Annotated in this window: 18 protein-coding genes; 8 read left to right on the plus strand and 10 right to left on the minus strand. The window is 63.9% G+C overall.

Annotated elements, in window-relative coordinates:
- Positions 1-14 precede the first annotated feature (14 nt).
- From hutU to NLY37_RS05505, 7 genes are all read left to right on the plus strand, one after another.
- Entirely contained in the window at positions 15-1685 is a 1671-nt protein-coding gene (gene hutU / locus NLY37_RS05475) for a urocanate hydratase (protein WP_023705777.1), read from the plus strand.
- A gap of 12 nt (positions 1686-1697) precedes the next feature.
- A complete protein-coding gene (locus NLY37_RS05480; protein ID WP_023742742.1) occupies positions 1698-2276 on the plus strand; it encodes a HutD/Ves family protein in 579 nt (192 codons plus the stop codon).
- Between the two features lie 313 nt (positions 2277-2589).
- Positions 2590-11169, plus strand: a complete 8580-nt coding sequence (locus tag NLY37_RS05485; protein WP_023742741.1) for a glycoside hydrolase family 94 protein — start codon at positions 2590-2592, stop codon at positions 11167-11169.
- 343 nt (positions 11170-11512) lie between these two features.
- A complete protein-coding gene (locus NLY37_RS05490; RefSeq protein WP_023672897.1) occupies positions 11513-13285 on the plus strand; it encodes a glucan ABC transporter ATP-binding protein/ permease in 1773 nt (590 codons plus the stop codon).
- A 173-nt stretch (positions 13286-13458) separates the two neighbouring features.
- The gene (locus NLY37_RS05495) at positions 13459-14211 is read left to right on the plus strand and encodes a heme ABC transporter permease (protein ID WP_023742740.1); all 753 of its coding nucleotides are present in this window, start codon (positions 13459-13461) and stop codon (positions 14209-14211) included.
- Between the two features lie 194 nt (positions 14212-14405).
- Positions 14406-15077: an outer membrane protein gene (locus tag NLY37_RS05500; RefSeq protein ID WP_023742739.1), complete on the plus strand. Its 672-nt coding sequence runs from the start codon at positions 14406-14408 to the stop codon at positions 15075-15077.
- Between the two features lie 35 nt (positions 15078-15112).
- Complete coding sequence (locus tag NLY37_RS05505; RefSeq protein WP_031246443.1) at positions 15113-16744, plus strand: tetratricopeptide repeat-containing sulfotransferase family protein; 1632 nt, start codon at positions 15113-15115, stop codon at positions 16742-16744.
- A gap of 47 nt (positions 16745-16791) precedes the next feature.
- Here NLY37_RS05505 and NLY37_RS05510 read toward each other — a convergent pair whose 3' ends face one another.
- The 3 genes from NLY37_RS05510 to NLY37_RS05520 form a co-directional block, all read right to left on the minus strand.
- A complete protein-coding gene (locus tag NLY37_RS05510) occupies positions 16792-17088 on the minus strand; it encodes an addiction module antidote protein (RefSeq protein ID WP_023742737.1) in 297 nt (98 codons plus the stop codon).
- Complete coding sequence (locus tag NLY37_RS05515) at positions 17081-17386, minus strand: type II toxin-antitoxin system RelE/ParE family toxin (RefSeq protein ID WP_084559014.1); 306 nt, start codon at positions 17384-17386, stop codon at positions 17081-17083. The genes NLY37_RS05510 and NLY37_RS05515 overlap by 8 nt, the downstream gene beginning before the upstream one ends.
- A gap of 69 nt (positions 17387-17455) precedes the next feature.
- Positions 17456-18514 (minus strand): D-TA family PLP-dependent enzyme, encoded by a 1059-nt coding sequence (locus tag NLY37_RS05520; protein ID WP_023742736.1) that lies wholly within the window; start codon positions 18512-18514, stop codon positions 17456-17458.
- 150 nt (positions 18515-18664) lie between these two features.
- Here NLY37_RS05520 and NLY37_RS05525 point away from each other — a divergent pair, with 150 nt between their 5' ends.
- Positions 18665-19351, plus strand: coding sequence for a D-lyxose/D-mannose family sugar isomerase (locus NLY37_RS05525; protein ID WP_023694398.1), 687 nt, complete (start codon positions 18665-18667; stop codon positions 19349-19351).
- Between the two features lie 8 nt (positions 19352-19359).
- Here NLY37_RS05525 and NLY37_RS05530 read toward each other — a convergent pair whose 3' ends face one another.
- Genes NLY37_RS05530 through NLY37_RS05560 form a run of 7 tightly spaced genes read right to left on the minus strand, consistent with a single transcriptional unit; the run spans position 19360 to position 25680 of the window.
- Positions 19360-19713, minus strand: a complete 354-nt coding sequence (locus NLY37_RS05530) for a hypothetical protein (RefSeq protein WP_156933966.1) — start codon at positions 19711-19713, stop codon at positions 19360-19362.
- Positions 19714-19726: 13 nt separating this feature from the next.
- On the minus strand, positions 19727-20593 hold the full coding sequence (locus NLY37_RS05535) for an RDD family protein (RefSeq protein WP_023742734.1): 867 nt from the start codon (positions 20591-20593) through the stop codon (positions 19727-19729).
- Positions 20580-21599 carry a stage II sporulation protein M gene (locus NLY37_RS05540; RefSeq protein ID WP_023742733.1) on the minus strand — a complete coding sequence of 340 codons (1020 nt, stop codon included), beginning with the start codon at positions 21597-21599 and terminating at the stop codon, positions 20580-20582. The genes NLY37_RS05535 and NLY37_RS05540 overlap by 14 nt, the downstream gene beginning before the upstream one ends.
- A complete protein-coding gene (locus NLY37_RS05545) occupies positions 21596-22906 on the minus strand; it encodes a DUF58 domain-containing protein (RefSeq protein ID WP_023742732.1) in 1311 nt (436 codons plus the stop codon). The genes NLY37_RS05540 and NLY37_RS05545 overlap by 4 nt, the downstream gene beginning before the upstream one ends.
- A complete protein-coding gene (locus NLY37_RS05550; protein ID WP_023742731.1) occupies positions 22903-23859 on the minus strand; it encodes an AAA family ATPase in 957 nt (318 codons plus the stop codon). Before NLY37_RS05550 ends, NLY37_RS05545 begins: the two co-directional genes overlap by 4 nt.
- Positions 23846-25051 carry a hypothetical protein gene (locus tag NLY37_RS05555; RefSeq protein WP_023742730.1) on the minus strand — a complete coding sequence of 402 codons (1206 nt, stop codon included), beginning with the start codon at positions 25049-25051 and terminating at the stop codon, positions 23846-23848. Before NLY37_RS05555 ends, NLY37_RS05550 begins: the two co-directional genes overlap by 14 nt.
- Positions 25048-25680, minus strand: a complete 633-nt coding sequence (locus tag NLY37_RS05560) for a DUF4129 domain-containing protein (protein WP_023742729.1) — start codon at positions 25678-25680, stop codon at positions 25048-25050. Before NLY37_RS05560 ends, NLY37_RS05555 begins: the two co-directional genes overlap by 4 nt.
- Positions 25681-25708: the final 28 nt, after the last annotated feature.

Genomic DNA, 25708 nt, shown 5'->3' on the forward strand with positions numbered 1-25708 from the left:
CCAAAGGGACAATGATGAACAATCCTCGCCACAACATCCGCGAAGTGCGCGCGCCCCGCGGCGACAAGCTCAACGCCAAATACTGGACGACCGAAGCGCCGCTGCGCATGCTGATGAACAACCTCGATCCCGATGTCGCCGAAAACCCCAATGAGCTCGTCGTCTATGGCGGCATCGGCCGGGCCGCGCGCACCTGGAACGATTTCGACAGCATCGTCGCCTCGTTGAAGACCCTCAATGAAGACGAGACGCTGCTGGTCCAGTCCGGCAAGCCGGTCGGCGTCTTCCGGACGCACACCGATGCGCCGCGCGTGCTGATCGCCAACTCCAACATCGTGCCGCATTGGGCGACCTGGGATAAATTCAACGAGCTCGATAAAAAAGGCCTGATGATGTACGGCCAGATGACGGCCGGCTCCTGGATCTATATCGGCACGCAAGGCATCGTGCAGGGCACCTACGAGACCTTCGTCGAGGCCGGCCGCCAGCACTACAATGGCAACCTTACGGGCAAATGGATCCTGACCGGCGGCCTCGGCGGCATGGGCGGCGCCCAGCCGCTTGCCGCCGTCATGGCCGGCGCCTGCTGCCTCGCCATCGAATGCAATCCGGACTCGATCGATTTCCGGCTGCGCACCCGCTATGTCGACGAGAAGGCCGAGACGCTCGACGAAGCGATGGAAATGATCGAGCGCTGGACCAAGGCCGGCGAGGCGAAGTCGGTCGGCCTGCTCGGCAATGCGGCCGACATCGTGCCGGAAATGTTCAAGCGGGGCATCCGCCCCGACATGGTCACCGACCAGACCTCGGCGCATGACCCGATCAACGGCTATCTGCCCAAGGGCTGGACGATGGCTGAGTGGCGCGAGAAGCGCGTCTCCGATCCCAAGGCTGTCGAGAAGGCCGCCCGCGCCTCAATGCGCGAGCATGTCGAGGCGATGGTCGCGTTCTGGAATGCCGGCGTGCCGACGCTCGACTATGGCAACAACATCCGCCAGGTCGCCAAGGACGAAGGCTTCGAGAACGCCTTTGCTTTCCCGGGTTTCGTGCCGGCCTATATAAGGCCGCTGTTCTGCCGTGGCATCGGCCCGTTCCGCTGGGCTGCTCTTTCGGGCGATCCCGAGGATATCTACAAGACGGACGCCAAGGTGCGCGAACTCACCCCCGGCAACACCCATCTGCACAACTGGCTGGACATGGCACGTGAGCGCATCGCCTTCCAGGGCCTGCCGGCGCGCATCTGCTGGGTCGGCCTCGGCGACCGCCACAGGCTGGGCCTCGCCTTCAACGAAATGGTGGCCAGGGGCGAACTGAAGGCGCCCGTCGTCATCGGCCGCGATCACCTCGATTCCGGCTCGGTCGCTTCGCCGAACCGCGAGACGGAAGCGATGAAGGACGGCTCCGACGCCGTCTCCGACTGGCCGCTGCTCAACGCGTTGCTCAACACCGCGTCGGGCGCAACCTGGGTGTCGCTGCATCACGGCGGTGGCGTCGGCATGGGCTTCTCGCAGCATGCGGGCATGGTCATCGTCGCCGACGGCACGCCGGACGCCGCAAGGCGCCTGCAGCGCGTGTTGTGGAACGATCCGGCGACAGGCGTCATGCGCCACGCCGATGCCGGCTACGACATCGCCATCGAGTGCGCGAAGGAGCACCAGCTCAATCTGCCCGGTATTCTAGGTTGATTGGCTTAAATGATGCGCATCCTATGGGCCGCCGACTACCGGGTCATGCCGTGGAAGAATGGCGGCGGCACGACCACCGAGATCGCCGTCTCGCCGAACGGCGCCGGGCTGGACGATTTCGACTGGCGCGTTTCGATGGCGCGAGTCGAGGATAGCGGGCCGTTCTCGGGCTTTGCCGGCGTCGACCGCACGCTGGCCGTGCTGGAAGGCGAGGGCATCGTCCTCGACATTGCTGGCCGGCGGCCGGCCGAAGTGACGGCGGCTTCCGCCCCGCTGTCCTTCCCGGCCGATGTGCCGACCACGGCCGCGCTGATCTCCGGTCCGATCACCGACCTCAACGTCATGACCCGCCGCGGGCGGGCAACGCACTCGGTCCAGCGTCTGATAGTTTCGGTTCCGACCGATATCCGGCCGACCAGCGCTATGACCCTGATCCTGCCGTTCGACGGTGAGGTCGGCGTGACCGGCGCGACATCGTCGCGCCTTGGACCTCGCGACACGCTGTTGCTCGGACCGCAGGCCGCGAAACTGCGGCTTGAACCGGTGCGGCCGACGATCGTGTTCGTCGTCCGGATAGCCAGCCTGGGCTAGCCGCACCGCCAGCACAACGATTAACGCCTGTTGCCAAACATGATCGCACGCCGGAGAAATCTGGCGTAAGCTGTTGTCTGGATCACGAAAAAGCCCGAATCCTTCCGTCGTTCCAAGGCGGACGGGAGGGCAGGGGTGCTCGTCCTTAAGTTGTCGAAAGCCCCACTTAAAATGTCGAAGGGATAACGCCTCTGGCGTGGTGCGAAGCAAAACTTTCGGCCAGTGTAATCATGCAACCAATTGCATTTGAATCGGTTTTAGGGACATTGCCGTGGCGGTGGCGCCGCATCGCGTCCCCCATGCGGAATTTTCAATGAATATCCAGACAAATCCTGCCCATATCGAAAAGTCCAGCGCCGGCTTCCCGGTCATCACCGAAGAGCCGATACGCTCCAATTTCCTGCCCGAAGAGCGGCTGCGCGCGCTGGGCGAAAGCCTCGCCAAGGGCGACATCAAGGACCTGTTCGGCCTGACGCCGTTCGATTTCCAGGCCCGCATCCGCGACAGCGCCAAGAAAATCCTCGAAGTCTACCGCTCGACCAATGCCGCCCAGGCCAAGGGCGAAACCATCACGCCTGCCGCGCAATGGCTGCTCGACAACAATTATCTCGTCGAGGAGACCATTTTTCAGGTGAAGCGCGACCTGCCGCGCCGTTTCTACCGGCAGTTGCCGACCCTGGAAGTGGCCGATCGCGCCGCGGTGCCGCGCGCGCTTGCCCTGGCCTGGAGCTATGTCGCCCATTCCGACAGTTCGGTTTCGGCGACCATGTTCAAATCCATCGTCGAGGGTTTTCAGTCGGTCGAGCCGCTCAAGATCGGCGAATTGTGGGCGCTGCCGTCGCTGCTGCGCTTCGTTTTGATCGAGAATCTGCGCCGCATCGCCGTGCGCGTCGACCGCACCAGGCAGATGCGCCATATCGCCAACGAGGTCGCCGACCGCGTGCTGGCGACCGACGACAATGCAGACCGCCGGAAGATCCTGTCGGGCTACGGCGCGCATGCGCAGGACACCACCTTCGCCACCCAGTTGCTCTACCGCCTGCGCGACGGCTCGCAGAATGCCGGCAGGGCGCTGGAATGGCTGGAGGTCGAGCTCGAGAAAACCGGCTCCGACGCCGAGGAAATCATCATTTCCGAGCATCGCACGCTGTCCAGCGGCAATGTCACCACCGGCAACATCATCCGCGGCCTGCGCCTCATCAACGACGTCGACTGGACGGTGTGGTTCGAGGGCGTCAGCCGCATCGACACGCTGTTGCGCGAGCGCACCGATTTCGCCGCGCTCGATTTCTTTTCGCGCGACCAGTACCGCACGTCGATCGAGCAACTGGCGCGCCGTTCCGACCTGTCCGAATTCCGTGTCGCCGAAAAGGCCATCGAGCTGGCCAGCCATGTTCCCGGGGTCACCGATGCCTCCGGCGTGCCGGATGCATCAGCCGATCCGGCCATGCATACCGATGTCGGCTTCTTCCTGGTCGGCCCGCGCCGGCCGGATCTGGAAAAGGCGATCGGCTATCGGCCGCCCTTCCATGTGACCTTCAAGCGCGCCTTCACCGCCACGGGCTGGCTCGGCATCGTTGTGCCGGTCTTCCTGCTGACGGTGCTACTGCTGGTTGTCTCCGGCAATGCGCTTGCCCATCTCGGCCTGTCGGTGGAATCCATCACGCTGATGCTGGCGCTGTTTGCGGTGCCTGCCAGCGAAGGCGCGCTCGCCTTCTTCAACACCGTTGTTTCACTGTTCCTGAAGCCGACGCGGCTCGTCGGCTATGATTACAAGCACGGCATTCCGGCGGCATCACGCACCTTGGTCGTGGTGCCGTCGCTGATCGGCTCGCGCGATGATGTCGAGGAAAACATCCGCAACATCGAGGTGCATCACCTCGCCAACACGGCCGAAGAAATCCATTTCGCGCTGCTGTCCGACTGGCCGGATTCCAAGACCGAGATCGACGCCGCCGACATCGAGATCCTGCAATATGCGCGCGACGAGATCGCCAGGCTCAATGCCCGTTATCCCTCGGAAGGCGCGCCGCGTTTCTATATCCTGCATCGCCGCCGGCTCTACAACCAGGCGCAGGGCGCCTGGATGGGCTGGGAGCGCAAGCGCGGCAAGCTGCATGAGCTGAACCTTCTCTTGCGCGGCGACAGCGACACCACCTTCCTGCCGCTCGACGTGCCGCTGCCGGAAAAGGTCGTCTATGTCATGACGCTCGACGCCGACACGCGCACCACGCGCGACGCCGTGTCGTCACTGGTCGGCAAGCTCGCCCATCCGCTCAACCGCCCGCATTTCGACGCGACAAAGCGCGTCGTTACCGCCGGCTACACCATTCTGCAGCCGCGCATCACAGCCTCGCTCACCAGCGGCGACGACGCTTCTTTCTTCCAGCGCGTCTTCTCGTCCAACAGCGGTCTCGATCCTTACGTCTTTGCCGTCTCGGATCTCTACCAGGACGTCTTCAGCGACGGCTCCTTCACCGGCAAGGGCCTTTATCACGTCGACGCTTTCGAGGCGGCGCTGCAGGGCCGCATCGAGGAAAACACCGTCCTCAGCCACGATCTGCTCGAAGGTGCGCTGGCGCGCGCAGCACTTGTCACCGACGTCGAACTGGTCGAGGACTATCCTACCCGCTACTCGGTCGACGCCTCGCGCCACCACCGCTGGGCGCGCGGCGACTGGCAGCTGCTGCGCTTCATCTTCTCGCCGCGTTCCGGCGTGCCGGCGCTGTCGCGCTGGAAGATGGTCGACAATCTGCGCCGCTCGCTGACCCCGATCTTCTGGGTGATGGCGGCGATCGCCGGCTGGACGCTACTGCCCTTCACGCAGGCCGCGCAGTGGCAGGCGCTGCTGATCCTGTCGCTGTTCATGGCGCCGACCTTCGATGTCGTCAACGCCATCCTGCCCAAGAGCGGCGACCAGACGCCGCGCGGCCATTTCTCCGCGCTGGCGCACGACACCGTCTTCGGCACGGCCCTTGTGGCGCTGAAAGTGCTGTTGATGGCGCACAATGCCTGGATGATGGGCGACGCCATCGTGCGCACGCTCTACCGCCTGTTCGTCAGCCGCCAGAACCTGCTGGAATGGCGCACCGCGTCGCAGGCGCACAAGGGCGGCGACAACGATATCGGCTCCTATTACAGCATGATGTATGGCGCCGTGATCATCGGCGTCGTCGGTCTCGCTATCCCCGTGCTGGCCGATTCCACCGGTGCCTTCGTCGCCTTCTTCTTCGCTCTGTTCTGGATCGGTTCGCCAGCGGTTGCCTGCTGGATCAGCCGCTCGGCCGAGACCGAGGACCGCCTGCGCATATCGCAGGCCGACATCCACGCGCTGCGCACCGTGGCGCGCCGCACCTGGCATTATTTCGAAACCTTCGTCACGGCCGAGCACCACAATCTGCCGCCCGACAATTTCCAGGAAAGCCCGGCGCCCGTTGTAGCGCCGCGGACGTCGCCGACCAATATCGGCGTCTACCTGCTGTCGGTGGTGTCGGCACGCGATTTCGGCTGGATTGCGCTCTCCGACGCCATCACCCGGATCGACGCCACGATGACGACCATCGAGAGCATGCCGCGCAACCGTGGCCACCTCTTCAACTGGTACGACACCACGACGCTCAAACCGCTCTATCCGCTCTACATCTCCGCCGTCGACAGCGGCAATCTCGCCGGACATCTGGTCGCGGTGGCGGCTGCCTGCGCCGAATGGGCGGAAGCCCCGTCCGTTCACCTGCAGGGCGATTTCGAAGGCGTCCTCGACACGGTGAGTATCCTCGACGAGAGCCTCGAGGAATTGCCTGACGACCGCCGGCAACTGCGGCCGTTGCGCCAGCGTCTGGCCGATCGCCTCGATGGCATGCGGCGCGCCGTCATGACCATCAAGGCGCAGCCGGAGATGGCCTCGATCCGCACGATCAACCTGGCCGTGCTTGCCGGCGAGATCCGCAAGCTCGCCACCGCCATCCACACCGAGGCCGGATCGCAGCGGAGCGACATTATCGCCGACTGGGCGGCCCGGCTGGAAGCGACCTGCGAGGCGCATGTGCATGACTCGCACAGCGACGAAAACGCCGTCGAAGCCTTGCGCGCCAAGCTGCTGGCGCTGCGCGAACGCTGCCGCCGCTATGCCTTCGAGATGGATTTCTCTTTCCTGATGCGTCAGGAGCGCAAACTGCTCTCGATCGGCTACCGGGTCGAGGAGCACCAGCTCGACGAGAGCTGCTACGATCTGCTCGCCTCCGAGGCGCGGCTGACCAGCCTGTTCGCCATCGCCAAGGGTGACCTGCCGACGGAGCATTGGTTCCGGCTTGGAAGGCCGATCGTCGAGATCGGCTTCCAGGGTGCGCTGATGTCCTGGTCGGGCTCGATGTTCGAGTATCTGATGCCGCCTTTGGTGATGAAGGAGCCGCAGGGCTCGATCCTCAACCAGACCAGCAAGCTGATCATCAAGCGTCAGATCCAGTACGCGCGTTCGAAGAACGTGCCCTGGGGCATTTCGGAAGCGGCCTACAATGCCCGCGACCGCGAACTGACCTACCAGTATACCAATTTCGGCGTGCCCGGACTTGGTCTCAAGCGCGGCCTTGGCCAGAACACGGTGATCGCGCCTTACGCCACGATCCTCGCGGCGCAGTTCACACCGCGCGAATCCGTCCAGAATCTGGCCAGGCTGCGCTCCATCGGCGCTCTCGGCCGGCATGGCTTTTACGACGCCGTCGACTTCACGCCGCAGCGCGTGCCGGAAGGCACCGACCATGCCGTTGTCCTGAACTACATGGCGCATCACTCCGGCATGTCGATCGCCGCCGTTGCCGACGCCATCTTCGAGGGCCGGCTGCGCGACCGCTTCCACAGCGATCCGGTGATCGAGTCTGCCGAACTCCTGCTGCAGGAGAGGGCGCCGCGCGACATCCCGACCGCCACGGTCAGGACCGAAGCCGACGAGCGTTCGAAGGACGAGACCGAGGTCGAGAGCCCGGACTCGCGCATTATCCTCGACCCGCTGAGGGCGTTGCGCGCCACCAGCGTCATGTCCAATGGCCGCTACTCCGTCATGGTCTCGGCCACCGGTTCCGGTTACAGCCGCTGGGGCGAACTCGCCGTCACCCGTTGGCAGCCCGACCCGACCGAAGACCGGCTCGGCTCCTACATCTTCCTGCGCGACGCCGGCAGCGGCGACTGGTGGTCGGCCACCGCAGAGCCGAAGCAGGCGACCGGCGAGAGAGTGCAAACGCTGTTTTCCGACGACAAGGCGAGCTTCGTCAAAACAGTGGGCTCGCTGCGTTCGGAGGTCGAATGCATCGTCATCTCGGAAGGCAATGGCGAGGGACGGCGCGTCACGCTCTATAATGACGGCGCCACTGACCGGCATATCGAGGTGACCTCCTTTGCCGAGCTGGTGCTGGGCAACGAAGCCTCCGACAATGCCCATCCTGCGTTCTCGAAAATGTTTATAGAGACCGAGATCGCTGCCAACAACGGTGCCATCTTTGCCACCAGGCGCAAGCGCGACAAGAACGAGCCTGACGTCACCATGGTGCATTTCGTCACCGATCCGTCCGGGTCGGCGCGCGATGCCGAGGCCGAAACCGACCGCCGTGCCTTCATCGGCCGTGGCCGTACCATCGCGGAAGCGGCGGCCTTCGATCCCGGCGCCAAGCTTGGCGGTCACCACGGCTTCACCCTCGATCCGGTAGCGGCCCTGCGCCGCCAGGTGCGGGTGCCGGCCAACAAGAAGATATCGCTGACCTTCTGGACCGCCGTCGGCGCCAACCGCGCCGAACTGGACGAGGCCATCGCCAGGCTCGACCATCCCGAAAGTTTTGCTCGCCAGGCGATGCTTGCCTGGACGCGTTCGCAGGTGCAGACCCGCCATCTTGGTCTCAGCCTGACCGACGCCGCCAACGTGCAGAAGCTGGCGCGCTTCCTGATCTATCCCGATCCGTTCCTGCGCCTGCCCGGCGAATCCATCGCTTCGGGGCTGGGCAAGCAGTCCAGCCTGTGGCCGACCAGCATTTCGGGCGATTTCCCGATCTTCCTGGTCCGCATCGGCGACGTGGCCGACCTCGAAATTGTCGCCCAGGCGCTGCGCTTCCAGGAGTATATGCGCGCCCGCGGCATGATGATCGACTTCGTGGTCGTCAACGAGCAGGCATCGTCCTATGTCCAGGACCTGCAGCGCGCGGTCGAAACGCTGTGCGAAAACAGCCGCCTGCGCGGCAAGGAACTCGGGCCGCGCCAGCACATCTTCGCCGTGCGCCGCGACCTGATGGACGAGGCGACGTACAAGACGCTGCTGGCGGTTGCCCGCGTGGTTCTGCACACACGCAACGGCACCATCTTCGACCAGATCGAACGCGCCGAGGCGGCAGCCTTGCAAGCACGCGATGCCCTGCAGCCGGCGGCCCCCGCGTCACTGCGCGAGCCGTCTCTGCCGGTGCCGGCGGCGCCTGCATACCATGCCGCGTCCGACAGCAGCGCCGACGGCAGCGGCCTCAGCCAGTGGAACGGCTTCGGCGGTTTCGAAGGCGATGGCCGTCACTATGTCACGCGTCTCACCGGCCGGCGCACGACTCCGCAGCCCTGGATCAACGTCGTCTCGAACGCCTCGTTCGGCTTCCATGTCTCGGCCGAAGGCGCTGCCTTCACCTGGAGCCGCAACAGCCGCGATTACCAGCTGACGCCATGGTCGAACGATCCGGTCACCAACCGGCCGGGCGAGGGCATCTACATCTACGATCAGGCCAGCGGCAAGGCATTCTCGCCGCTGGCTGCCGTGGTCCGCGATCCCTCGATGACCTATGAGACATGGCACGGCCAGGGCTTCTCGACCTTCCGGTCCAAACGCGGCCCGCTGTCGATGGATCTGACGCACGTCGTCGATCCCGTCGATCCAGTGAAGATCACGCGGCTGCGCATCCAGAACTCGGGCTCGGCGCCGGCGCGGCTGCGCGTCTATGCCTATGCCGAATGGGTTCTCGGCAGCCATCGCTCGAGCACGGCTGCGACCATCATCCCGTCCAGGGATCCAGCCACCGGCGCGCTTCTGGCGCAAAACCCCTACGGTCTCGATTTCGGCGACCGGGTGGCCTTCCTGGCCGCCACTGGTCCGGTGCATTCGGTGACAGCCGATCGCGGCGAGTTCATCGGCAGGCATGGCACCAGCGCCTTCCCGCACGCCGTCGTCAGCGGAGCCGGCCTGTCGGGCCGCGTCGAGGCCGGCGACGATCCGTGCGCAGCTGTCGCCAGCGATGTCGACATCCCCGCCGGCGGCGACGTCACGCTGGTCTGGCTGCTTGGCGACGCCGCCACATCAGCCGAGGCGAGCGCGTTGGTGCAGACCCATTCGGGCAAGGATTTCGACCAGCGGCTGGCCGACAATGAACGCGTCTGGCGCGGCTTCCTCGACACCATCCAGGTCGAGACGCCCGACAAGGCGCTCGACGCCATGGTCAATCACTGGCTGCCCTATCAGAGCCTGGCCTGCCGCATCCGCGCCCGCTCGGCCTTTTATCAGGCAAGCGGCGCCTTCGGCTTCCGCGACCAGCTGCAGGACACGCTGGCCCTGCTTGCGCATGATCCGAAACTGGCGCGCGACCAGATCCTCAATGCGGCGCGCCGGCAGTTCCCCGAAGGCGATGTCCAGCATTGGTGGTTGCCGCGCACCGACGCAGGCGTGCGCACCATGATCTCCGACGATGTGGTCTGGCTGGCGCATGCCACCAATCGCTACATCGAGGTGACCGGCGATACAGGGATCCTGAAGGAGCAGCTGCCTTTCATCGACGGGCAGGTGCTGGGCGAGGGCGAGCACGACGCCTTCTTCACGCCGGAAATCTCCAAGACGAACGCGTCGCTCTACGACCATTGCGCGCGTGCGCTCGACCTTGCGGTCAAGCGCAGCAGCCCGGCCGGGCTGCCGCTGATCCTCGGCGGCGACTGGAACGACGGCATGAACCGCGTCGGCGAAGCCGGCAAGGGGGAGAGTGTCTGGCTCGGCTGGTTCCTTTTGAAGACGCTGGGCGACTTTACCACCGTGGCCAAGGGGCAGGGCGACACCAAGCGGGCGCAGGCCTGGACAAAACACGCCGATGTGCTGAAGCGGGCGCTGGAAAGCACCGCCTGGGACGGCCAGTGGTATCGCCGCGGCAGCTACGACGACGGCACGCCGCTTGGCTCGCATAATTCGGACGAGTGCAAGATCGACTCCATCGCGCAGTCGTGGAGCGTGCTCTCCGGCGAGGGCGACCCCGCGCGCTCGACCACGGCGATGCAGCAGGCGACGAACCTGCTGGTCGACGACAAGCTCAAGATCGTCAAACTGTTTACCCCGGCCTTCCAGAACACGAGAAAGGACCCTGGTTACATCAAGAGTTATCCGCCGGGCGTGCGCGAGAACGGCGGCCAGTACACCCATGCGGCGACCTGGTTTGTCATCGCGCTCGCTGAAATGGGCCGCACCGACGATGCCTATCGCTGCTTCTCGATGCTGAACCCGGTCAACCATGCGCTCGACGATGCATCGGCCGAGCATTACCGCGTCGAGCCGTACGTCGTCGCCGCCGACATCTATTCCGGTGAGGGCAAGGGCGGTCGCGGCGGCTGGACCTGGTATACGGGCTCAGCGGGATGGCTCTACCGTGCTGCGGTCGAAGGAATTCTGGGCATTGAGCGGCGGGGCAAGCAGATCACGTTCCGGCCGAAACTGCCCAGCCATTGGGACGGCTATTCTGCCACGCTGAAGATGCTGGGGTCGGAGATCAAGGTTCGCGTCATCCGCGACAAAAAGGCCAAATCCATCTCGCTCGAAGTCAATGGAACCAAGACAAAGTCTTCCGGTTTTCAGCCGAAAGCCGGCGACAAGACCGAGGTGGTCGTCAAGATACCCGCGTAAAATCAAAGGCTTCAGGTTATTGACGCGCGCCTTTCGAGGCGCGCGTTTTCTACTTCGGCATGCTCCTGGCGCAGAACGGCGTGCCTTCCCGATAACGGCGGTCCAAGCGTGCAGTGACTAAAAATGTGGCAGCGCCAGCTGCTGCCATGATTTTGCCGCAAGACTGACATTTCACCTTTTATCTCAAACCGTTAGGTGATCACGGCAGATTTCGCAACGTCGTCATCTTTTGTTCGCAGAATGGGAACGGAAGAGGTAGACGGGCATTGTTTTGCGACCCGTTAACCGGTACGTGTCAAGAAATGGTGCGGTGCACAATAATGTTTTGGGCGGAGTAGCTGAAGTGTCACTTCTGCAAATCTACTGGAGAGCGCTGGGTTATCTCGCAGCCGACAGGAAGCGCGTTGCGTTTATCTGCGGTGCGAATGTCGCGCTCGCCATTATCGCCATCCTCGAGCCGATCATGTTCGGCCGGGTGATCGACGCCATCTCCGATAAGGGTTCGGTGTTTTCGACGCTCGCGCTGTGGGCCGGTCTCGGCGCCTTTAACATCGTCGCCTTCGTGCTGGTGGCGCGCGGCGCCGACCGTTTTGCCCACAAGCGTCGCAGCGAGGTGCTGTGCCAGTCGTTCGAGCGCGTGATCACCATGCCGCTCGCCTGGCACCACCAGCGCGGCACCTCCAACGCGCTGCACACGCTGCTGCGCGCCGTCGAGACGCTGTTCAGCCTGTGGCTTGAATTCATGCGCCAGCATCTGTCGACGGCGGTTGCGCTGGCTCTGCTGATCCCGACCGCGATAAGCATGGATCTGCGCATGTCGCTGGTACTGATGGCGCTGGGCGTTCTCTATGTCGGCATCGGCCGGCTTGTGATGAAGCGCACCAAGGCGGGCCAGGCCGCCGTGGAGCGCCACTACCATCAGGTGTTCGCGCATGTGACCGACTCGGTCAGCAATGTGGCCGTGCTGCAGAGCTACAACCGTCTCGGCCACGAGGCCGATACGCTGCGCCGCTATGTCAAGAACCTGCTCGACGCGCAGAACCCGGTGCTCGACTGGTGGGCGATGGCCAATGCGTTGCACCGCCTGTCGTCGACCATTTCGATGATGGTTGTGCTTTTGATCGGCGCCTATCTGGTCACCCATGGCCAGCTCAAGATCGGCGACGTCATCGCCTTCACCGGCTTTGCCACGCTGCTGATTGCCCGCCTCGACCAGATGTCGGCTTTCGCCAACCAGATTTCCGAAGCCCGCGCCAAGCTCGAGGACTTCTATCACCTCGAGGATTCGGCCGCCGACTCCGCCGAGCCGGACGGCTTGCGCGACCTCACCAACGTCACCGGCCACGTCCGCTTCGAGAATGTCGGCTTCGAGTTTGCCAATTCGAGGCAGGGCGTCGACGACGTCTCCTTCGAGGTCCAGGCCGGGCAGACGGTTGCCATCGTCGGCCCGACCGGCGCCGGCAAGACGACGCTGATCAACCTCTTGCAGCGCGTCTTCTCGCCGTCTCATGGCCGTATCCTGATCGACGGCATCGACACCCGCACGGTGACCCGCAAGTCGCTGCGTCATTCGATCGCCACCGTCTTCCAGGATGCCGGCCTGCTCAACCGCTCGATCGAGGACAACATCCGCGTCGGTCGTGCCGAGGCGACTTATGACGAGGTTCACGCCGCCGCCAATGCGGCTGCCGCGCAGGATTTTATCCTTGCCAAGAGCGCCGGCTATGACACCGTCGTTGGCGAGCGCGGCGGCCAGCTTTCGGGCGGCGAGCGTCAGCGCATCGCCATTGCCCGCGCCGTGCTCAAGGACGCACCGATTCTGGTGCTCGACGAGGCGACCAGCGCGCTCGATGTCGAGACCGAGGACCGCGTCAAGGAAGCCATCGACGAACTGAGGCGCAACCGCACCACCTTCATCATCGCCCACCGCCTGACCACCGTCCGCGACGCCGACCTGGTCGTGTTCATGGACAAGGGCAAGGTGGTCGAGATGGGCGGCTTCGCCGAACTGTCGCTGCGCAATGGCCGTTTCGCCAGCCTGCTGCGCGCCGGCGGCCTGCTCAACGACGAGGAAGTCCGCCGTCTCAGCCGCACGGTGAATATCGAAGCGGCGTAGCTTTTTTACCTCCCCCTTGTGGGGAGGTCGGACCCGTAGGGTCCGGGTGGGGGTAGTGCCCCACCACCCCCACCCCGCTGCTTCGCAGCGACCCTCCCCACGAGGGGGAGGGTAAATAAGACTGCGACACTCCCTCGATTGCCCCGAACGCGCCGCCGGTCTATCTAGACCTTATGAGCGATACCTCCTCACGCCTCGCCGGCTGGACCGACCTCGCCAACCCCACGCGCTTTGTCGGGCTGGCCGATAGGCTGGTGCCGTGGCTGGCGTCGATCGCCGCGATCCTGCTCGCCATCGGTCTCTATATGAGCTTTGCCGCGCCTGAGGATTTCCAGCAGGGCATCACGGTGCGCATCATGTATATCCACGTGCCTTTCGCCTGGCTCGCCATGATGTGCTACACGGTGATGGCCGTCGCCGCGCTCGGCACGCTGGTCTGGCGCCATCCCTTGGCCGATGTCGCGCTGAAGTCGGCAGCCCCGATCGGCGCCACCTTCACCGCGCTTGCGCTGGTCACCGGCTCGATCTGGGGCAAGCCGATGTGGGGCACCTGGTGGGTCTGGGACGCCCGCCTGACCTCGGTCTTCATCCTGTTCCTGATGTATCTCGGCATCATCGCGCTGACGCGTGCGCTCGATGACGCCAGCCGCGCCGCCTGGGCCGCCGCCATCATCACGCTCGTCGGCTTCATCAACATCCCGATCATCAAATTCTCGGTCGACTGGTGGAACACGCTGCACCAGCCGGCCTCGGTGTTCCGGCTCGGCGGACCGACGATCGATCCCAGCCTGCTATGGCCACTGCTGGTGATGGCGCTCGGCTTCACCGTGCTGTTCTTCGCGCTGCATTTCACGGCGATGCGCACCGAAATCCGCCGCCGGCGGGTGATCGCCATGCGCAGGGTGGCGGCACGGCAGGCCGACTAGCGCGATTTTCAAAATCGAAGCCATACGCCTGCCGCCAAACATTAGCATGTGCTGCTATGTTGCGGTGCAGCAACAAGAATTCTCAAAAGATTGTTCCCGACTTCGCTTGGCTCCTTGATCTCGTTTGCTTTCTTGACAGCTCGGCCGCGAAGCAAGAGTGATACCAGTCACTAGTTGTAGCGAGGGAATCGGCGATGAAACTGCGCTTGTTGGCTGGCGTCTCGACATTTGCATTGGCGCTTGGTTGGAGTTCGGCCTACGCCGCCGACGCGATTGTCGACGTTCCGAGGGCGGAGGATCTCTGGTACGTCACGCTCTTCGGCGGCGCCAGTTTCCCGAACCATGTGAAAACGGACTACAATGGTACTGGCTATTCAGTCGATCTTGATACCGGGTTCGTAATCGGCGGCGCTGTCGGTCGGCGCATCAACGATGTGTTTCGTGTCGAAGGCGAACTGTCCTACGCGCGCTACAAGGCAAGCGAATACAGCTACACGGGCGTCGGCAACTATCCGGCTTCCGGCAATCTGTCGGCCACCTATCTTCTCGCCAACGTCTGGGCCGATGTTGCGCATTTTGGTGATGCCAAACTCTATGTCGGCGGCGGTGTCGGCGCGGCCTATGTTACCGCCGATACTCACTTTGATGGCCACGCCTTTGGATACGGGCCTGGCGGCTGGGGTTTCGCCGGCCAAGTGGGCGCCGGTGTTACCTACGCGGTAACGCAGAATGTCGACCTCGATTTCGGTTACCGCTTTAAGGCCGTGACAAGCGTGGATCTAGACGACAATGATGGCGGCGGCACATACGAGAACGCCAAATTGTACTCCCACAATCTCCAGCTTGGCGTAACCCTGAAGTTCTGATTGGTTCGTCGCAGGCCGCGACCGGGATTTGACGGATGCCGCTCTTGCCACGCCGGCAACCCCTGGGCCTGCCGGCAATGATCCCAGCCTCGCTGCCGACCGCCGGTGAGCCGGCGGAAAAGACATTGCAGCGCGGCATCGACCTGCAACGGCGCAAGCGTTTTCGCGAGGCCGAGTTCTGCTACCAGACGGTGCTTCGCACGCAGCCCAAAAATGCCATGGCGCTGAACCTGATGGGCACGCTCGCCATCGAGGCCGAGCATCATGACGCCGCCATTGCCTATATGGAAAGGGCGGTCAAGCTCGAACCGGACAACGCCATCTTCCGCAACAATCTCGGCAATGCCTACAATGTCACCGGCAACGTCGACAAGGCGCGCAGACATCTGAGAAAGGCGATCGAGCTCGACGGAGGGCTCATCGAAGCGCTGTGCAATCTCGGCCGCTCCTACCGCAGCCAGCTCGAGGGCGACATTGCCGAAGGGTTCTATCGCCAGGCGCTGGCTATCGACGGCCAGTCGGTGATGGCACTTGCCGGTATGGGCGATTTGCTCACCGACATTGGCCGGCCGGCCGAGGCGGTCGAATGCTTCAGCAAGGCCCTTGCCATCGACCCGGGCCATGTCGAGGCGCTGGCTGGAATGGCGCTTGCGCGCCGGGCGGTCAAGGATGATCCGACGCTGCCTCTAATACGGGCTCGTCTGGAATTGCCGACGACCACCGATCGCGAGCGGGTGGTGCTGCACCATGCCGCCGGCAAGATGCTCAACGATCAGCGCGAGTATCGCTCGGCAATCCGCCATTTCGCGAGGGCCAAGGCGATTTCCGGCAATGATTTCGACATCGACCGGCACACCCAGCTTTACGACAGCTTCATCGACACTTTCGACGCCGGCTTCTTCGAGGCGCGAGCCAATTTGGGAAATCCATCCAGACGCCCGGTCTTCATCGTCGGCATGCCACGGTCGGGAACGACGCTGACCGAGCAGATATGCGCCAGTCATCGCGATATCCATGGCGCCGGGGAGTTGTCGACCATTCGTTCACTTGCCGGCGAACTTGGGTTCGACAAGCTCGACCCAGCCATTTTCACCAAGGCCATGGCGGCGCTCACTGCGGCCAAGGCCAAGGAGCTTGGATCGAAATATCTCGACGATCTCAAAAAGCGCAACAACACGGCGCGGCTTGTCGTCGACAAGATGCCGCATAATTTCGAGCTGCTGGCCTTCATCAGCCTGATCTTGCCGAATGCCCGCATCATCCATTGCCGGCGTGACCCGATGGACAATTGCGCGTCCTGTTTCATGCATAATTTTTCCGAGGCGCACGGCTATAATGCCGATCTGACCAAGCTTGGGCAGTATTACCGGCAGTATGACCGCCTGATGCGCCATTGGGCCAAGGTCATCCCGCTGGATATCCACGACATGCCCTACGAAGAAACGGTCGCCGATTTCGAAAATCGCGCCCGCGGATTGATCGGATTCCTCGGCATCGAGTGGGACGATGCCTGCTTGCGTTTCAACGAAACCGAGCGCACGGTCCGGACGCCGAGCCGCTGGCAGGTGCGCCAGCCGATCTATTCATCCTCGGTCGAGCGCTGGAAGCTGTATGGCGACGCGCTGGATCCGCTGAAGGCGGCGCTGGGTCCGGTTTATCCGTCCTGATTTCAGTTGGCCCGAACAACCTCGCGCTCGACGCGCGCTGGCGTAGATTAGACCTGAGTTGCACCGTGCTTTGGGGCCAAATGAAAGCCGAATGCTTTCATGACCGCCAGTGTGGTTTCCAGCGTAGGATTACCGTTTTCGCTGAGCGAGGTATAAAGATGCTCGCGAGCCAAGCCGGTCTTTCTGGCAATGTTGCTCATCCCCTTGGCGCGGGCAACGACACCGAGGGCGGACGCGACGAATTTGGCGTCTCCGGTTTCCATTGCCTCTGCCAGAAACGCCTCGATTGCCGTATCGGAATCGAGCATTTCGGCGGGATCGAAATCATAGATTTTTTCAACCATTGTCGTCACTCCATTCTACGGCCAGGCGCTTTGCTGTCCGTATGTCGGTTTCTTGTGAAACTTTTATCCCCGCCGCACAGGAGCAGGATGACCGTTTCACCGCGCTTGTGAAATAAACGCGATAGCCGGGCCCATAGTGAATGCGCAATTCACTGATGCCTTCACCCACTGGGGCCACGTCGCCGGGATTTCCTACAATCAAACGTTGCAGCCGAACGGCAATTGCCGCCTTGGCTCTTCCGTCTTTCAGCTTTTGGTGCCACCTCCGAAAGGTGGCTGTCTGCTTCAGGATTGCCATGGGGACTAGTAAGTTATAAATTACAATTCGTCAATGTCGAAATAGGGCGAGCCTCCAAAACGAAAAGCCTCACCCCATCCGCCCACGCGCTTCCACCTTCAGCGTTTCCAGCACCTTGTCACCGTCGATCAGATGCACCTGGTCGAACAGGTTGGTCACGACGCAGCAATGATCAGGCACCACGCGAACGCGTTCGCCGATGCGTAGGCTCGCGCCATTCGCAAGCGTGACCGTGCCATGTTCCTCGCTCAAGCTGGTAACGCGGGCGCCGGGCATGCCGAGCAGCTCGCCAAAATCGGCGAGCCCCAGCGTGTCGCTGGACAGCGCCTTGCTGCCGCTGTCGAGGATGGCGCGGGCCGGCGTCGGATGGCTGACCACGGTGGCGAGCACCGTCAGCGCACAATCGTCGAGCGTGCCGACGCCTTTGGCGACCTGATACCGGTCGAGGTAGATGTAGGTGCCGGGGCGGTATTCGGTCACCACGCTGTCCTCGCCCGAGCGCCACATGTCAGGCGTGCCGCCGCTGGAGATGCGATCACAGGCGAGACCCGAGGCCGCGAGCGTTTGTTTGGCGCCGGCCAGCCAGGATTCAGCCTCGGCGGCGCGGCCGGCCGCGGGGTAGGTCATCAGCCCGCCGAAGGTGAGCCCCTTGGCTTGGTCGATCAACTTCGCCGGTGCCAGCGCCTCGGCGGCGCTTTGCACACCGCAACGGCCCATGCCGGTATCGCATTCGACCAGGACGGGCAGGGGGTGCCCTGCATCGGTGAAGGTGGCGGCGAGCCCCTCCAGTGTTTCGCGGCTGTCGGCCGTCACTGACAGTGTCACGCGGCCATGCAGCGCCTTGAGGCGCTCCAGCTTGGCGCGGCCAAGGATGTTGTAGGGCAGGAAAATATCGGTCAGCCCGGCATCGGCCATCACTTCGGCCTCGCCGATCTTCTGGCAGGTGATGCCGACCGCGCCGGCCGCCATCTGCTTCTTCGCCCAATAAGGCAGTTTGTGCGTCTTGATGTGCGGCCTGAGTTTCAGCCCGTGGCGGTCGGCATGCGCCTGCGCTCGTGTGATGTTGGCTTCGGCGCGGGCTGCGTCGATGAGGATCGCCGGCGTGTCGAGGTCGTCTATGCCTTGCATGAAATATCACCCTGGGAAATCTGGCTGACTTATGGCCCCGATCCGCACGGATGTCATGGGGCCAGCACGCAGTTTGCGTCGACACCGCAGCGCTGTTCGGCTATGCGCTTCAGATAACTCCAGGGAACGCGACGCGAAGGGATCACGATCATGAAACGCTCCACCGTCAACGACATCATCCGCGATGCAGACGCCTTCATCCGCTCGTTCGGCTACATCATGCCGCCCTTCGCCTACTGGAGCCCGGAAGAGATGAAGGCGCGCAAGGCCGACTCCGCCGCCATTTTCACCTCGCGGCTCGGTTGGGACATCACCGATTACGGCCAGGAAAAATTCGACGAACTCGGCCTGTTCCTGTTCACCGTTCGCAACGGCGTCTATGCCGACATGAAGAAGGGCATGGGCATGCTTTATGCCGAGAAGATCATGATCTCGCGCAAGGATCAGCTGTCGCCGATGCACCGCCACAACATCAAGGCCGAGGACATCATCAACCGCGGCGGCGGTAAGCTCGTGCTGGAACTGTTCATGCACGATCGCGACGGCGGCATCGATCCGAAGGCCGAAGTGACGGTGCCGGTCGACGGCACCATCCACAGGCTGCCGGCAGGCGGGCTCCTGAAGCTCGACCCGGGCCAGAGCGTGACGCTGCTGCCCGGCGTCTGGCACGCCTTCTGGGCCGAGGGCAAGGATGTGCTGATCGGCGAGGTCTCGACCGTCAATGACGATCTCACCGACAACGTCTTCCGCGAGCCGATCGGCCGCTTCTCCAACATCGACGAGGATGTCGCGCCGGTGCACCTGCTGGTGTCCGACTATGAGAAGTGGGTGGGGTAGGCGAGGGCCTAATCGCCCCAATTCAGCTGCTGAAAGAACGTCCAGATGCTGATCGTGCTGTCATCCCGATCGCTCGTGCTGTGCAGCGTCAGGACAATATCCACGGTGGGCGGCGCCTTGCTCAAGACTGTGATCAGGCGCGCGCTGCCGTCAGGCACGATACCTCTGCCTGAGGTCATTTCCCAATTTCCGTCGGCTCGCTGAAGTCGGGAAGAAGAATCTCCGAATTGCTTCCTCATCGATGCATCGTTTAGAAACGGTTCGTCGGTGAGTTCTGCAAATTCCTTCCAGGATCCGGAGACTGCGGCCTGAATGGCGCGTTCTATTCTGGCTTTTTCCGCTTCGCTAACTTGAGCCGGCATCCCGAACTCCGATCTACCGCTGGTACTTATCCGCCTTGCGTGTTCCCAGCAAAAGCTTGCGTTCGAGCTGTGCCCGCAGCTCGCCATAATAGGCGGTGAGGAAGGCCCTGGAATCGACCGGCTCGATTGTCATGCCGATTTTGCGCCCGATCGTCTCGGCCACGGCTTTCAGGGCGAAATAGTCGTCGCGGCGCAGCACCTCTTCCAGCTTGTGCAGTTCGGCGATGCCATAGGCATCGAGCTGCGCCTGGGTGAATCGGAAGGCGCGGGTGGTGGTGTCCTGGCGTTGCGACAGGTCTTCGACCAGCGCCAGTTTCGGCGCCTCGACAACCCACGTTCCGGCCAAAAGGTCGCCGATGCGCATGCGGTCGCGATTGAACAGCGGGAAGAGCGCAAACAGCAGCGTCCACACCAGTCCGAAGATCGTCGTCAGCGTGTCGGCGAGCCCCATCTCGCTGCGGCCGAGGATGATCGATAGCGGCAGGAAGATCTCGATCTCGCGCATCAGGTTGCGGGCAATGACCTGATCGACCGACAGGCCGGCGCCGCTGCGCGATGCCACCCGGATGCCGAGCATCCGTTTGCCGGGTGTGGCGGCGCGGCGGCCGGCTTCGAAGACGATGAAATAGGCGTTGCGCAGGAAGAAGATCAGGATGATCCAGACGATGAACAGCGGCTGCGCGCCTTCGCCTTTGAGGCCGGCCAGCCCGAACAGTGCAACGATCGAGATCACGATCGCCGTGACAATGATGATGACAAAGTCGAGCAGGAAGGCGGCGGCGCGGGTGCCGGCATCGGCGAGCTTGATCCGGAGATCGACGCCTTCCGGCGTGATCAGCGGCCGTATTGTCGAGACGGCAGCACGCCTAGCGGTTGCCATGCCGCACCACCCTGAACACATAGAAATAGCAAAGCCACAGCGTCAGCATGACGCCGCCAATGGCATAGCGTGTCACGTCGCTGGTGATCACCTGCCTGCCGATGCCTTCGAGCAGGCCGGCAAACAAAAGCATGATCGTCACCCCGACCATGGTGGTGGCGGCCACGCGCCCGGCATAGGCAGCAGCCGTCATCCGCGTCAGTTCGCCGGGGAAGGCGATGCGCGTGCCGATGCGCATGCCGGCGGCGCCCGCCAAGGCGATCGCGAAGATCTCGGTGGTGCCATGGATGGACAGCCATCCGCCCAACTCCAGGCCGAGCCCCTTGGCGACGTAGATCTGGAACATTGCGCCAAGCAGGCAGCCATTCATCAGGATCAAGAGCACGCTCGGCACCGCGAAGGCAAAGCCCAGCGCGAAGGCCAGGATCGCCACCTGGACATTGTGCGTGAACAGATAGGCGGCGAAGCCCGACAGGAAATTATTCTCGGCGCCGTCATAAAGCACCTGCCGCAGGACTTCGACTGAGGCATCCGGGTTGCGCCCGCCGGCCAGGCTCGGCGGAATGATGGCGTCGAACCAGCCCTTGTCTTTGGCCACCAGCCAGTAGCCGGCGCCGGCGCCGACAAAGGTCAGGACGACCGACAGCAAGGTCTCGCGCCACAAATCGCGAATGGCATGCGGCCAGTCATGCAGAAAGAAATCGCCGATGCGCTGCCGCAAGCCGCGACGCGCGCCATAGAGGTAGAAGTAGCCGCGCAGGCACAGCGCTTCGAGATAGCTGACCAGCGCATTGTCGAGCGACGTCGCCCGCGCCACCGAAAGCGAGGACAGCGCCGAGCGGTAGAGCAGCGGCAGCGACAGCAGTTCGTCTTCCGACAGCGTGCGCGGCGCACGTTTCTCGACCCGGGCAAGCAGCGCCTCGAACGCCTTCCAGTCGGCCTCGCGCTCCGAACGGAAGCTCGCCAGCGACTGGCGCACCGCATCCTTGCCGACCAGCGCGTTCACAACAGATCCTCTCGCTTGAGTTCGAGATAGCGCTCGACCAGTGCCGGCCCGAGCCTCTGATGGTCGGCTTCGATGACATGCGCGCCGAGCAGCCTGAGCCTGCCGATGACGACCTGCCTTTCGCGCAGCAGCCCGCCGGCGACGACCGAGCGCGCCACATCCTCCGGTGCGTCCGGCGGCATGTCGGCCAGTGTCTCCAGTTCGACATCCTTCATCATCATGAACAGCACCAGATGCCGTTCGGTGAGCCGGCCGACGGTGCGCAGCATCAGTTCGGCGCTGATCGGATCGACGAAGTCGGTGAAGATGATCATCAGCGAACGCCGGTCGAGCCGCGCCGCCAGCGTCGTCAGCGCCAAAGTGAAATTGGTCTCTTCGGTGGAATAGTCGATTTCCGCGGCCCGCTTCTGGATCATGGCGAAGCTGGCGGAGCCGCGCACGGCGCCGCTGGAAACGCGCGGCCTCGCGTCGAAGCCGAACAGGGAGACCATGTCGCCGCCCTTCAGCGCAATGAACGCCGACAGCAAGGCTGCGGTGACGGCGCGGTCGACCTTCGGCACGCCGTCGACGGGCTCGCACATCAGCCGGCCGCTATCGATGGCCAGCACGATGTTGTTGTTCTCCTCGATACGGAATTCGCGCGCCAGAAGCCTGCCGTGGCGGGCGCTGCGCTTCCAGTCGATCATGCGCCGGCCCATGCCGGGCTGGTAGTCCTTGAGCGCCTCGAATTCGCGGCCCTGGCCGGCGCGGCGCTGCGCATGTCCGTCGGGCAGCGCCTGGCGCTGCAGAAGCGTGATCGCCTCGTCGCGGGCGCTGCTGACGTTGGGCAGCACCGCCACCTTGCCGTCCATCGGCAGCACGACCTGGTTCCAGACCAAGCCGAACGGCCCGCGCCAGCGCACCCACAGACGGTCGAACCTGGCAATGCCGCGCCGCAGCGCCTGAAATTTGAGGTCGAGCGATGCGCTGCCGGCCTCGGCGGTCAACGCGCCGCCGGTGCCGCCCACCGGTTCCAGCCGCTCGTCATGGCCGAGGCGCGCCTGCACCGCGCGCGACCGTCCGCTGAGCCCGGCAGTGACATGGACGGTGAACTGGCCGCCGACGCTGACTTGCGGCGGGGCATGGATGCTGGCATCCAGGGAAGCGCGTCCGCGCCCGGCGGCGGCGTCCACGGCCAGGAAAGCAAGCAGCGCGCAGATCCACAACAGGCCGAGATACCACAGCGACGGCAGCGCGAGCGCGATCAGGAAGGCCGGTATTGCACCTGCCGCACCTGCCCAGACTGCCCGGCCGCTCGGATAGATCAACGTGGCGCTTCCGTCTGGTCGACCAAGTCGGTGACGATCTGCTCGACCAGGCGGCCGTCGATCTGCGCCGCCGGCGACAGGATCACACGATGGCGCAGCGCCGGCACCGCAAGCGCCTTGACGTCGTCGGGGATGACATAGGCGCGCCCGTCGAGCGCTGCCCGGGCGCGTGCGGCTCTCGCCAGCATGGCGCCCGCACGCGGGCTGGCACCGACTTCCAGATCGGGGCTGGCGCGCGTGGCCCGCACCAGCCTTGCGATATAGTCCACGACGTCGTCGACAAGCGTGACCTCGCCGACGGTCGCCAACGCCTTTTCCAGCGTCTTGCGGTCGGCCTGGGCGGTGATGCCGTATTGCTTGATATCGTGCGAGGCGGTGCTGCCGCCATGGTGGATGATGATCGCCTTTTCCTCTTCCGGGCCGGGGTAGCTCACCCGGTGCTTGAACAGGAAACGGTCGAGCTGGGCTTCGGGCAGGGGATAGACGCCCTGGTGCTCGATTGGGTTCTGCGTCGCGACCACCATGAAGTTCGGGCCGAGCGCATGGGTGGTGCCGTCGAAGGTGACGGCATGCTCCTGCATCGCCTCCAGCAGGGCTGCCTGGGTCTTCGGCGGCGTTCGGTTGATTTCGTCGGCGAGCAGCAGATCGCAGAAGATCGGGCCGCGCGTCAGCGTGAATTGCCCGGTCTGGAAATTGTAGATGTTGGAACCGACGATATCGCCGGGCATCAGGTCGGGTGTGAACTGGATGCGGCCATAGGCGACGCCCAGCGCCTGGGCAAAGCAGCGCGCCGTCATCGTCTTGGCCGTGCCCGGCGGTCCCTCGAGCAATATATGCCCGCCGGCGAACAATGCCGTGAGCATCAGATCGACCGTATCGTGTTGCCCGGTGATGGCCTTGGCCACCTCTTCCCTGATCTGTGTCGCCAGGGCCTTCACATCATCGACGTTCACCGAGCCTCCTTGCCGTCCAGTCGTGCAGCTTTTCGGCTGCATCATGCATTTGTGTCAGGGTCTTTGCCGCGTTCGCAGCTTGCAGGCGGGTCGTGAAACCGCCGGCTTCGTCCTTGTCGCGGGAATCGAGCCAGCGGTCGAGCGCTTCGTCGTGCAAACCGTGCGGCGCGCCGAGCAGCGCGCCGGCGCGCACGCGTGCCAGTGCTCCATAGCGGTCGCCCAGTTCCTCCAGCCGGCCGGCGCGGCGCAACAGCATCGCCGTGGTGTCGACCAGCGCGCGTTTGCCGAAGGCGATGGCGCGCTGATCGGCCCGTGGCGGCCCGAACCGGCCAAGGCCATGCAGGAAGGCAAGTGCCGCCGCCGCCAGGATGGTCAGCGTCAGCGCCAGGAAAGGCGGTTCGACCAGAAGCTTGGCGAGATCGTATTTTCGCCCGACGCCATGCAGCGTCAGGTCGAACATGACGGCACCCTCTTCGGGCTGGAGGAACTCGATCAGCTTGAGCGCCGCCGCCGCCTTGTCGGGATCTTTCAAGCCAGCGTTGTTGATGAGATCGGGGTCCGTCAGAATGTAGAACCGCTCGTCTTCGACCTCGGTCAGCACGGCCTTGCCGTTGCCGGCGGCAATCAGCGGGTGTTCGTCGGCCACCCATTGCAACTGGTCGGGAACGCTGACCATTTGCCCTGAGACGTCGAGTTGCTTGGCCGTGCTTTCGCCTTCGCCGAGCTTGGCCTTGGCGATGCGGCCGAGCCAGTCGTTGACCACCACATCCGGCAGTCGCTGGATCTTCATCTCCCAGCCTTCGTGCAAGGCCAGCGGCAAGGTCGCCCATTTGGGCAGAACGAACAGCGTATCCAGGCCCTTGCGAAGCTTGATTATGTTGGCGAGCGCATCTGGGTCGCTGTCGGGCGAAATGGTGACGATCAGCAGCATCTCGGTCTCGAGATCGCTGTCGGACCGCGCCATATCGGGCGCCTTGCCGGTCAGCTTCAGCCATTGCGCCAGGCCGGCATAGCCGATGCCGCTCTTCGACAGCGGCGTTGCGCCACCGGCGCTCGGCTGGCGAAGGTCGGGCGCATAGGTGGACAACAGGAAGAAGCCCGCGGCCGCGAGTAGGCTGGCGAAAATGCCCCAGAACAGCGTCCTGCGGCTGAACGGTTCCTGCTGGGCGATGTCGGCTGTCGCGTCACTCACGTCCAGGCATCCCTGAAGACGAATCGCTCATAGGCGCTGCGCGCCTCCTGCCAGCCCTCTGGCCCGACCGGCCGGCGCGCGAACAGAGCGGCCTCGACGATGCGCGCGATCTGGGTAAAGGCGCCACGCGCCCGCGTTGGCAGCGACGCCGCTCCCGCGATATCGCGCGCGGTCAGCGACGGGCGCAGGAAGTCGGGCAGGCGGCCGGCAATGTCGGCAACGCTGCGGCGCAGCAGGAGATGCACCGCCTCGTCATACTCGCCCCGGGCGGCCAGCGCATCGGCTTCCGACAACAGGATCTGCGCGGCGCCCACGTCGGGGTGCCATGTCGCTTCCGCCTCGGTCACGCTCTTTTTGCGCCACCAGGGCAGGCGCCAGGCGACGCCTTTCACCTCAAGCAAAATCAGCAGCAGAATGATTGCGGCACCTGTGATCACCGCCCCCCAGAACAGATAGATCATGTAAGGGCCGAGCGATTTCAGGAACTCGCCCAGCGGTCTTAGCCACTCGGGGGTCTCGGGTGGTCTGTAGGCCGGCAAGTCGAACTGGATCGAATCGTCCGACAGCAACTGCTTGTGCAGTTTGGCCAGCCATTCGGCTTGCGCAGCGTCCGGCTGTGCAGCAGTCACCTTCTCGCCCCCCTGCAACCTGCGGTTC

The sequence above is a fragment of the Mesorhizobium sp. C395A genome, assembly GCF_030323205.1.
Taxonomy (GTDB): Bacteria; Pseudomonadota; Alphaproteobacteria; order Rhizobiales; family Rhizobiaceae; genus Mesorhizobium.